Below are 10,207 nucleotides of genomic sequence, written 5' to 3'. Positions count from 1 at the left end.
GAGTCGTTTCGCAATATATGCCTTTTCCTGAGATTCGGAGTTGATCATATAGACTTTTACGTCACAGTTTATGGTTTTGTGTTAAATACTCTTTTCTAGAAAATAGTTTCATAAAGAGTTAGGGTAGTAGAATTTGCTACTACCCTAATTTTTTACTCTATGTCTACTTCTTCTAATGATTCACTAGTAGATGGATGTGGGACGTAATTTTTCACCTTATTTGATGATGCCATAACCGGAGTAGAATGTACTAATGGAACCATCGGCACATCTTCAGCAATAATAGCTTGGGCCTCTTTGTACATTTCAGCACGTTTATCTTGATCGATTTCTACTTTTGCATCATTTAAAAGTTTGTCAACTTCTTCGTTTTGATAATATTCACGGTTACTATCTCCAATCAAATCACCATGCAATAGACTACTAATAAAATAGTCTGGGTCACCATTTGTACCTGACCAACCTAGCATATAAATTTGATGTTCTCCATTCATCGTCTTTTCTAAGTATGGAGCCCATTCTTCACGAACTATATTAACCGTAACACCAATTTCTGCAAGGTTGTTTTGAATAATTTCTGCTGTCGTTTCAGGATCTGGCATATACGGTCTTGCAACAGGCATTGTCCATAAGTCAATTTCTAATCCGTCTGCATATCCTGCCTCAGATAATAACTCTTTCGCCTTGTCAACATCATACTGATAACCTTCTACGTCATCGTTATACCCTAAATAGCTTGGTGGTAATGGATTTTTTGCAACTGTACCGTAGCCTGCATATAGTGCCTCAACAATCGCTTCACGATCAATTGCATGGCTAATAGCCTGTCTTAATAATTCATTATCTAACGGCTCTTTTTGCACGTTGAATCCTACATATCCAAAGTTGTTTTCAGCGCGACTATATAAAATTAAATCATCGTCTGATTCAACCCCTGCCGCGTCATCTGGATTTAACCCATCCATAATGTCAATATCACCTGATCTTAATGCAATTAATCTTGCAGCATTATCAGGTATTACTTCAAAAATAACTTTATCTAACTTTGGTAATCCTTCCTTCCAGTAGTCTTCATTCTTTTCTAATACGATAGAATCATTTTTTGTCCAACTAACAAATTTAAATGGTCCAGTTCCCACTGGATTTTCATTAATTTCCGGTCCATATTCTTCTAATGCGGCCGGAGATGTAATTGCAAAGTAAGACATACCCATATTCTGCAAGAAGAACCCTAAAGGTTTATTAAGATGAAACTCCACCGTGTAATCGTCAACTACTTTTACATCGTCTACTACATGGCCTTCATCACCTTTATGCCCACCAAACATTGTACCATACATAAAGTATACGTATTCATGATCGGCAAACGCATATTCATGTTCCGGATCTGCAAAACGGTCAAAGTTGATTTTAACAGCTTCCGCATTAAAATCTGTTCCATCATGGAATTTGACTCCTTCTTCTAGATAGAAGGTATAGGTCAGTCCATCATCAGAAACTTCCCAATCATGGGCAAGCCCTGGCTCTAATTCAAACGATTCTGCTTCAAACGTAAGTAACGTTTCTAAAACTTGCTGAGTTACCCTAGAAGACTCTCCATCAGAAGTACTGCCAGGGTCTAAACTTTCGGAGTCCCCACCTCTTGCAAATATTAATGTCTTTTCCCCTTCACTATCCGCTGCTCCCTCGCTACTTTCATCAGAACCTTCTGACGAATCAGCATCCGACTCTTCATCTCCTCCGCCACCGCATGCTCCTAAAATAAGAACGAGTGAGACCAAGAGCATCAACAAAAATGAGCCTCTCAATTTCATTGATTTTCCCCCTTTTTAGATTTTTGCAAATGCCTTTTCCTAATTGGCATTTGCTATATAAGATAAATCATTCCTTGCTCAGTCATATAAATGACAAGCTACAAAATGATGATCTTCCACTTCAGCAAAAACCGGTTTTTCTATTTTACAAATATCCATTGCTTTCGGACATCGTGTATGGAATACACAGCCTTTTGGTGGATTTGCCGGATTAGGTACATCTCCTTCAAGAATGATCCTCTCTTTTTTAATGTCAGGATCAAGTGAGGGTACTGCAGACAATAATGCCTGTGTATATGGGTGTTTCGGATCTTCATAAAGCTTTTCTTTATCAGTTAATTCCACCAAATTTCCGAGGTACATAACACCAACTCTATCACTTATATGCTTAACCACACTTAGGTCATGGGCAATAAATATGTAGGTTAAATTAAAATTATCTCGAAGTTCATTCATTAAATTTAATATTTGAGACTGAACAGAAACATCCAATGCCGATACAGGCTCATCACAGATAATAAGTTTCGGATTATTTGCCAAAGCTCTTGCAATTCCTATTCGCTGTCTTTGTCCACCACTAAATTGATGTGGATAACGGTAGGCATGATACGAACTAAGCCCTACAACTTCTAACAATTCATGGACTCTTTCTTTACGCTTTTCATCAGACTTTAATCCGTGTACTAATAAAGGTTCTGAAATAATTTTCTCTACTGTATGCCTTGGATTAAGCGATGCGTAAGGATCTTGGAAGATCATTTGCATATCCCGCCTTAATTTACGCATTTCCTCATCACTTAATTTCGTAATATCATGATCTTCAAACTTAACCGTACCTTCCGTCGGTTCTATTAGACGTAAAATTGCTTTTCCAGTGGTTGACTTTCCGCAGCCAGATTCGCCGACAATTCCTAGTATTTCACCTTCCATGACGGTAAAAGAAATATCATTTACTGCTTTTACTTTTCCTATTGTTCTTCCCAATACTCCGCCTTTAATATCGAAGTGTTTTTTTAACCCGCTAACTTCCAATAGTGGCTTGGCCATTTTTAGTTTTCTCTCCTTTTAGCTCTTCGTGTAAAAAACACCTACTTAGGCGGTTATTATCTAATGGATATAATTCCGGATTTTCTTTCACACATTTACTGAATACAAATTCACATCTAGGGGCAAAACGACACCCAGTTCTCCCCATTTTCGGTCTAGGAACAGTCCCTTTTATAGAATATAGTTTTTGATTTTTTTCATCCAACCGTGGTAATGATCGGATAAGGCCTTTTGTATAAGGATGTTCAGGATTTTTCAGCACATCCCTTACCGTTCCTTCTTCAACTACTTGACCGGCATACATGACGATAACCCGGTCACACATTTCTGCGACAACACCGAGATCGTGAGTAATTAATAGGATTGCGGTATTTTTATCTGCATTTAACTTACGCATTAAATCTAATATTTGCGCTTGAATCGTAACATCTAAGGCAGTTGTCGGTTCATCCGCAATGAGCAACTCGGGTTCACAGGCCATAGCCATCGCAATCATAACCCGTTGTCTCATCCCTCCGGACAATTGATGTGGGTACTCATTTATTACTTCTTCAGCCCTTGGTAAACCAACTAATTTTAATAGATTAATAGATTTTTGATGTGCATCTTGCTTATTTATTTTCTCATGAATTCGAATCGACTCTCTTAATTGATTTCCGATAGTGAAAAGCGGATTAAGTGAAGTCATCGGTTCCTGAAAAATCATTGCTATTTCTTTCCCACGGATTTTTTTCATTCTTTTGTTGTTTACGTTTACTAAATTTTCTCCTTTAAAGTCAATGTCACCGCTTACAATCTTACCAGGAGGATCAGGTACCAATTGCATAATTGATAAAGAAGTAACACTTTTACCACAGCCAGACTCTCCAACAATGCCGACAATTTCACCTTTATTGATATGTAAACTAACACCATCGACGGCTGGTATTTCTCCATCATCTGTAAAAAAATGCGTGTGCAACTCATTTATATTTAAAATTGTATCTGTCATTCCTTTATCCCCCATTGTTCACTATATTATTTATATTGGGAACCGGTTAAAAGTAAAAGCTTACGTTAACAGTAGTTCGAGTAGACAACATATTAATATTATCTTGAAGAGTTCATTCTTAAGAATCTAAGACTTATCCAGTTGTTATAAAACTTAGCACATTATGCCACATATTTCAATATTTTGTTTAAATTATTCATTGATTCAAACAAAAGGTAAATCTAAAAACAGACAAATCTTTGCCCGGAAATGTTATCTTAATATGAGAAACGTCTCGCTTTACATAAAAAAAGCCAGTGATCAGCTGGCTTTTCAACATGGGTTGGGAATTATCTTTCCAAGACTTGGCTAGATAGTATCATTATATTTGATGCGAGAAAAATGGTAGCGATATTTACACTAAGATAGCCGCACAATTTCTTGTATTTCCGTGATAGTTCACTCATTTTTACCAAAAATAGACGATCAAACAACCTATAAACGGCTACCCACATATAGTATTAGTGTAATAAGAAAAACATCATAAAGGAGTTGTTTTATAATGGGTTGTCACAATACTGGCTATGAAAGCGATGGCTGTATTAGGGATATCGTTAAACGGATTGTAAATGCACAGCTTGAAGCTGCTGAAGAGGGAACAAGAGGATGTGTAACTAGCTGCGAGCAATCAATTGAAGATTTACTATCCCCTTGCCGGGAGAAGAGACCTTCTAGATATACTACAATCCCTATCATGTTATTCTGTAAAGAAAACTGTAAACCTTTTGTCGGTTCTGGTTTTGTCAGTAGAAACAGAGATGGTTCCAGACGTAGTCATTTTGAATGCCTAGAATCACCTGTCTTTAAAGTTAAAGGATTTGTTAGAGGTTCAAATAATTGTGTAAGACTTGAACTCTTATTACCTGTTAGCGGCAGAAGAGGTGGCGGAAGTCATAAACATGAGGGAGAACAAATAGAAGAGATTGGACATCATGATCATCATCCAAAAGGTTCTTTCTGCGATCAATTCGGAAGTAGAAGAATCGAAAACTTCCGCGAAACTGGCCTGTGCATCACTGTAGACTTAAACTGCTTCTGCGGAATTACTTGCCTAGACCCAATTACACCAGTGCGAGCATAGATTTTAAAAACTGCGCATCTTTCAGCGCAGTTTTTTGTTTAGGTAAAACAAAACACGAGTATTTTACATCAAAAATATGTATGCTAAGTATAATATATCAAATAAGGAGTCCCTATGAACACGTTTAAAGAACTAACTTCATTAGAAGATATAGAAAATTTAATTTCAAACAACCAATTAGCATTTCTGTACATAACAATGCCAAATTGCAGTGTTTGTCATGGATTACAACCCCAAATCGAAAGGATATTAGCTAGCTTTCCTAAAATAGCTGCTTACAAAGTAGATGCTAGTAAAATTACAGAAATTGCGGGACGCTTTACTGTTTTTACAGCTCCTGTACTACTTCTTTTTGTAAATGGAAAAGAATATATTAGAGAAGCTCGTTTTGTGCAAACTGAATTACTACAGAATAAAATTACCCGGATATATAATAATCTGGCCAACTGATTTCTAGCTGACCAGATTTATCATTATTTTAATTCAAGAAAATTGAAATATATTTCACTCGTTTCATTATTTTCAGGCGGTTTCGTGTTGACAATCTGGCCAATATAATCAAGCGATAAACTGCTTAAATCTACGACTATAATCGGAGTAAAACCCTCAATATTTTGCGTTGACGGCACGAAATACCATTTGCCATTTTTCACTTCAGCTTGCTGAATCTCATCTATTGACATATACGATTTGATATCATCTATTTCTAACGTATCAGTAACCTTTTTTGTTTTGGTATTTAAAGTAGATAGGGAAAGTTGATTATTTTTCACATTTGCAAAATAAAGTTGATCCCCATCTTTTGAAATCGGAATTCCAATATCTTCTTTTTCTGAAATCGAAATTTCCTCAACATCCTTATTTTTAATATTATATATATATAATTTAGTTAACTCGCCAACTTCTTCATAATATTCTGGTTCTTCATCATATTCTAGTTCTTCATCATATTCTACTGGTGTTATATTAAGCCCAGCTATAATTACAGAATCTCCATCTTTAAAGATACTGTAATCACTATATCCTTCACTATCATCTGTATAATCTAATGAACCAATTATTTCTTCGTTTATAAGCTGCTCTTTCTCTATATCAAATGTATAAATATGTGCTTGTGCAGATACACTTTCTACCATAGCATTATTCGTTGCTTCATTTACAGTAATGATAGATAATTCTTTACCATCTAGTAGGACACCATATGGTTCCACATACCAATAATCAGCTCTGTTTGGTATTGGTAACGAAAATGAAACTGTATCATTTGTCTTTTTGTCTAAAACGGCAATGTCAAATTTAAAATTATCAGCCGTCCAAAATTCATAAGGAGTAGCCCCATATGCTAAAACATTTTCATCTTCATAGTAACTTTTGGGCTCCTCAACCTTCCCACGCATGAATTTCCGATGTTCCTTTTGTAATCGTTCAATATACATATCCGGGTAGACTCCACTCAACCGTTTAATAAATGATTCATCCCGCAAATAAGTTGTTCCTTGATTATCAATTCGAAACGGCTCATAACTAAACATACCGTTAAGCATATCTCCATTAACTACCAGTTCTTCGACCGCCGCATCATTTCCTTCTTTCTTTTCAAATTTAAATTGAGCAAAACTATTCGAAACTGTATCTGCCTTAATATAGAAAATGCCAACCACCACAACAATAAATGTAATTAAAAAGATTGATTTCCAATACTTTCTCATGTCTTCCCTCCTTACACTGTCACTTTATTTTTCAATAAATATCTGCTTAATATTAAGGAAGCACCAACAATAATAATCCACATGACAATTTGTACAATTAAAGTTTCCATTGGATACAAATAGATACAACCAAATAATTGCAGAGAGAGCGGTAATACAAATAAGACAAAGGCAATAAATGCATATAGTAATCCAAAAATAATTCCTTTGATTCGATAACTTCTCTCAAATAAAATTACAGTAAATATAACTACAATAAACCCAAGTCCTAATCCGTAAGCAATTAAAAACTCAACAATACCTTGCGGAAGCACTTTTGATAAATACTCTGAACCTACAGTAAGATCGACAACTCTAAGATCTTGCCTATACACCTTCGGAACTAACCATTTAACAATAGTCTTCTCTATATTCAACAAAATGACTTGGTAAGCGACCATAGCTAGTACAGTTAACATTATAGTTGTTGCTTTTGAAAAAAATATATTCATTCTTGATGTCGGAAGCATTAATAATCGGTAAATAAATGTATTTCTGGCAAACCAATCACGGTACCATATAAAAAATACATAAAACATTAATGCCGCAACACCTATTGCTATCGGTCCCATAAACCATAAAGAATAAATGACATGTATCATGCTAAAAGGGGAATACATGTCGATAAATTCTTGCTGCGACATTCCTCCCTGAAGGACTGCTTGATTCGCTTGCATCATATATGATCTAGCAAGAATGATCGTACCTATTATTTGAATGACAGCAATTGTTACGAGTAATATAATAAACAATTTCATAAATCGATTCAATTCAAAATTTAATAACTTAAAGAAATTTTTCATATTCGAAAAACCTCCCTCATGACATCTACAATAGATTTACCTTGTTCCTCACGAACTTCCTCGGCATTAAATTCCTTTACAACAATACCATTATCTAGTAACACAACTTTATCAATTAAATGCTCAATATCAGTTATTTCATGAGTAGTGATTATAACACCACGGTCTTCAATTAAATGAGAGGTAAATACATTGGCAATTTGTTCGCGACTGAAAATATCAATACCGGAAAAAGGTTCATCCATTAATACATAATCAACATCCAAAGCCAGTCCTAAAAGCAAATTAGCTTTAGCTTTATTACCTTTCGATAACTCTGCAATTCGATCACTTTTCTGTAACCGGAAAAAATTCAGTAACTCCTCGGCTCTTTCTTGATTCCAAGAATTATAATAATCATTCATGAATTCAAATGCATCTTGAATTCGCATCGTTGGAAGCATCGTAATGGTATCTGGTATAAATGTAATTTTTTCATAACTTCGTTTATTAATTTTCTCACCATCGATTAAAATTTCCCCACGATTCATTGGAGTTAAATTCATGATTGCATTCATAACAGTTGTTTTACCAACGCCATTGACTCCGATGAGGCAAGTTATTTCACCTTTTTGTGCGGTAAAAGAAACTCCTTTTAACACTTTTTTTCTTCCAAAAGACTTATGTATATCTTTTACTTCTATCATGTGATTCACCCCTATCCTGTAATCCCTTTTCGTAATTCTTTTTTATAAGCGGAATAAGTTCTTCTAGTGGAATATTCAATGTATGAACAGAAGTAATAAAATTTTGTATCGCCTCATTAAGTAAACTTTCCCGTACATTCTTTATTACATGTTCATCCTTCGTAATCTTACTTGGCATATTTCCATCTGTATAAATCAAACCCGCTTCCTCCATTTCCTTATACGCTCTTTGTACCGTATTTGGATTAATCTTTAATTCACTAGCTAATTCCCGTCGTGATGGAATTTCTTCACCCATATCAAGCGAACCGCTTGCGATTTGTTCCTTAAAATATTGAATCACCTGTATATAAACAGGGGCACGACTATCCAATTTTAAACGCATTTCACCACCCCTACTCTAACTAAATTACGAAACATTTGTATCATCCACTTAATACACCAGATTTTTAAAAACGTCCAACCCAATCCAATTCAATTCATGTGTATTATTTAACTCATACACTGACTGTATTATACGCGTAATACAGATGAACTGTCAAGATAATTTTTATCATTCAAGCAAAAAAATTATCTTGTTTTTGTCTATCGTATTATACTTATTCTATTGTAAGGGGGAATTTTTAAATGAAACTAATCTCATGGAATGTTAATGGACTTCGAGCTTGTGTAAAAAAAGGTTTTTTGGATTACTTTAACGAAACAAATGCAGATATTTTTTGTGTACAAGAAATTAAATTACAACAAGGACAAATAGATTTAAATTTAGAAGGCTATGAACAGTATTGGAATTATGCAAGTAAAAAAGGATATTCAGGAACAGCTGTTTTCACTAAACATACACCTATTACCGTTCGGTATGGGCTTGGTGAATATGATGAACACCCCGAAGGTAGAATCATTACTTTAGAATTTGATGACTTCTTTTTAGTAAATGTATACTCTCCAAATGCTCAACGCGATTTAGCCCGACTTTCGCATCGACTTGAATGGGAAGATGATTTATATTGTCATATTTTGATGCTTGAACAACAAAAGCCAGTCATATTATGCGGAGATTTAAATGTTGCCCATAAACCAATTGATATAAGAAACGCAAAAGCAAATAAAGGTAATTCTGGTTTTACAATAGAAGAAAGAGAAAAACTTTCCCGTTTAATTGAGGCAGGATTTGTCGATTCTTTACGGTACTTTCAACCTGATACGGAAGGGTTATATACATGGTGGTCTTATATGCGCACAGTGCGGGAACGTAATATTGGGTGGCGGATTGATTATTTTATCGTCTCCGAAAAAATCATTGAAAGCGTTGAAAAGTCTATTACAGAGCCATCTATAATGGGTAGCGACCATTGTCCAATTCTTCTTGAATTAAACGAAACGAAAATTTGAAGTTTGCAAGTTAATCACTAAAAAGAACGTATTTGAGGTTATTTTTGGGGCTGAATTAGAGGCTCGATAAAACAGTTATATAGGCGTATGCAAGGGAATAGTGTGTTGTATGAGTCGTGAATTATGGGTATTGTTGAGGTGATCGGAAGTCAAGGGAAGCTTCACCAAAGTCTTCGATTTAGGTGGAGAGGTTCACTCGATACGCATTGAAAGTGATCCCCACTTAAAGATTTTTTACAAACGCATCGAGGATTTGCCAAAAAATAAAGTAAAGCATTTTATAAATTAAGCAAGTGGTGGAAAAGCAGAGGTAGGAGTTTAGAAGCTTTAGGTAAACATGGATTCGATGATAAAAACTGAATAGCTAAGGGAGTTTAGAAAAACCTTAGTATAAAGCGACTCTTAATAAAGGGTCGCTTTTTTGGTCTTGAGCTTATTAACTACCAAAATGGAAATCTGGACATTATGGGTACTTTCTTCCACTAGACGCTCCGCCAGGGCATCCCTTAATGCGAGGAATACTAATCATCGAAAATGTTGTTTCCTCTGGTAGAAGTGTTCGTCATAGAAATGTACGATCACCAAGCTCTGTAGTATCTATAATAA

At 35.2% G+C, this 10,207-nt stretch carries 10 protein-coding genes; 3 read left to right on the top strand and 7 right to left on the bottom strand.

Translation table 11 applies throughout. The features are described 5' to 3' along the window. Positions 1–152 precede the first annotated feature (152 nt). The 3 genes from SPD89_RS07145 to SPD89_RS07135 all read right to left on the bottom strand — a co-directional run bounded on the left by SPD89_RS07145 (position 153) and on the right by SPD89_RS07135 (position 3,852). On the bottom strand, positions 153–1,814 hold the full coding sequence (locus SPD89_RS07145; protein ID WP_336261269.1) for an ABC transporter substrate-binding protein: 1,662 nt from the start codon (positions 1,812–1,814) through the stop codon (positions 153–155). Between the two features lie 78 nt (positions 1,815–1,892). Further along, complete coding sequence (locus tag SPD89_RS07140; protein WP_336261268.1) at positions 1,893–2,861, bottom strand: ABC transporter ATP-binding protein; 969 nt, start codon at positions 2,859–2,861, stop codon at positions 1,893–1,895. Beyond that, complete coding sequence (locus SPD89_RS07135; RefSeq protein ID WP_336261267.1) at positions 2,836–3,852, bottom strand: ABC transporter ATP-binding protein; 1,017 nt, start codon at positions 3,850–3,852, stop codon at positions 2,836–2,838. Before SPD89_RS07135 ends, SPD89_RS07140 begins: the two co-directional genes overlap by 26 nt. 541 nt (positions 3,853–4,393) lie before the next feature. Here SPD89_RS07135 and SPD89_RS07130 point away from each other — a divergent pair. Continuing rightward, positions 4,394–4,972 carry a CotY/CotZ family spore coat protein gene (locus SPD89_RS07130; RefSeq protein ID WP_336261266.1) on the top strand — a complete coding sequence of 193 codons (579 nt, stop codon included), beginning with the start codon at positions 4,394–4,396 and terminating at the stop codon, positions 4,970–4,972. Between the two features lie 114 nt (positions 4,973–5,086). Beyond that, complete coding sequence (locus SPD89_RS07125) at positions 5,087–5,422, top strand: thioredoxin family protein (RefSeq protein WP_336261265.1); 336 nt, start codon at positions 5,087–5,089, stop codon at positions 5,420–5,422. 23 nt (positions 5,423–5,445) lie between these two features. Here SPD89_RS07125 and SPD89_RS07120 read toward each other — a convergent pair whose 3' ends face one another. From SPD89_RS07120 to SPD89_RS07105, 4 genes are read right to left on the bottom strand one after another with little or no spacing between them, the layout of a single operon-like run. Next, the gene (locus SPD89_RS07120; protein ID WP_336261264.1) at positions 5,446–6,681 is read right to left on the bottom strand and encodes a hypothetical protein; all 1,236 of its coding nucleotides are present in this window, start codon (positions 6,679–6,681) and stop codon (positions 5,446–5,448) included. Between the two features lie 11 nt (positions 6,682–6,692). Next, positions 6,693–7,523, bottom strand: a complete 831-nt coding sequence (locus SPD89_RS07115) for a hypothetical protein (RefSeq protein ID WP_336261263.1) — start codon at positions 7,521–7,523, stop codon at positions 6,693–6,695. Further along, the gene (locus SPD89_RS07110) at positions 7,520–8,209 is read right to left on the bottom strand and encodes an ABC transporter ATP-binding protein (RefSeq protein ID WP_336261262.1); all 690 of its coding nucleotides are present in this window, start codon (positions 8,207–8,209) and stop codon (positions 7,520–7,522) included. Before SPD89_RS07110 ends, SPD89_RS07115 begins: the two co-directional genes overlap by 4 nt. Beyond that, positions 8,184–8,594 carry a GntR family transcriptional regulator gene (locus SPD89_RS07105; RefSeq protein WP_336261261.1) on the bottom strand — a complete coding sequence of 137 codons (411 nt, stop codon included), beginning with the start codon at positions 8,592–8,594 and terminating at the stop codon, positions 8,184–8,186. The genes SPD89_RS07110 and SPD89_RS07105 overlap by 26 nt, the downstream gene beginning before the upstream one ends. Positions 8,595–8,836: 242 nt before the next feature. Between SPD89_RS07105 and SPD89_RS07100 the strand changes: the two genes are divergently transcribed. Beyond that, positions 8,837–9,601, top strand: coding sequence for an exodeoxyribonuclease III (locus SPD89_RS07100; protein WP_336261260.1), 765 nt, complete (start codon positions 8,837–8,839; stop codon positions 9,599–9,601). The last annotated feature ends 606 nt before the right edge of the window (positions 9,602–10,207 follow it).

Origin of the sequence: Pseudogracilibacillus sp. SO30301A (genome assembly GCF_037072025.1) — a bacterium.
Classification (GTDB): Bacteria; Bacillota; Bacilli; order Bacillales; family Amphibacillaceae; genus Pseudogracilibacillus.
This window is presented reverse-complemented; position numbering and strand designations above follow the sequence as displayed.

Bases quoted from the DNA above. Each gene is read 5' to 3' on its own strand.
- SPD89_RS07100 (WP_336261260.1), top strand. From the start codon at position 8,837: ATGAAACTAATCTCATGGAATGTTAATGGACTTCGAGCTTGTGTAAAA.
- SPD89_RS07140 (WP_336261268.1), bottom strand. From the start codon at position 2,861: ATGGCCAAGCCACTATTGGAAGTTAGCGGGTTAAAAAAACACTTCGAT.
- SPD89_RS07105 (WP_336261261.1), bottom strand. From the start codon at position 8,594: ATGCGTTTAAAATTGGATAGTCGTGCCCCTGTTTATATACAGGTGATT.
- SPD89_RS07145 (WP_336261269.1), bottom strand. From the start codon at position 1,814: ATGAAATTGAGAGGCTCATTTTTGTTGATGCTCTTGGTCTCACTCGTT.
- SPD89_RS07130 (WP_336261266.1), top strand. From the start codon at position 4,394: ATGGGTTGTCACAATACTGGCTATGAAAGCGATGGCTGTATTAGGGAT.
- SPD89_RS07110 (WP_336261262.1), bottom strand. From the start codon at position 8,209: ATGATAGAAGTAAAAGATATACATAAGTCTTTTGGAAGAAAAAAAGTG.
- SPD89_RS07120 (WP_336261264.1), bottom strand. From the start codon at position 6,681: ATGAGAAAGTATTGGAAATCAATCTTTTTAATTACATTTATTGTTGTG.
- SPD89_RS07115 (WP_336261263.1), bottom strand. From the start codon at position 7,523: ATGAAAAATTTCTTTAAGTTATTAAATTTTGAATTGAATCGATTTATG.
- SPD89_RS07135 (WP_336261267.1), bottom strand. From the start codon at position 3,852: ATGACAGATACAATTTTAAATATAAATGAGTTGCACACGCATTTTTTT.
- SPD89_RS07125 (WP_336261265.1), top strand. From the start codon at position 5,087: ATGAACACGTTTAAAGAACTAACTTCATTAGAAGATATAGAAAATTTA.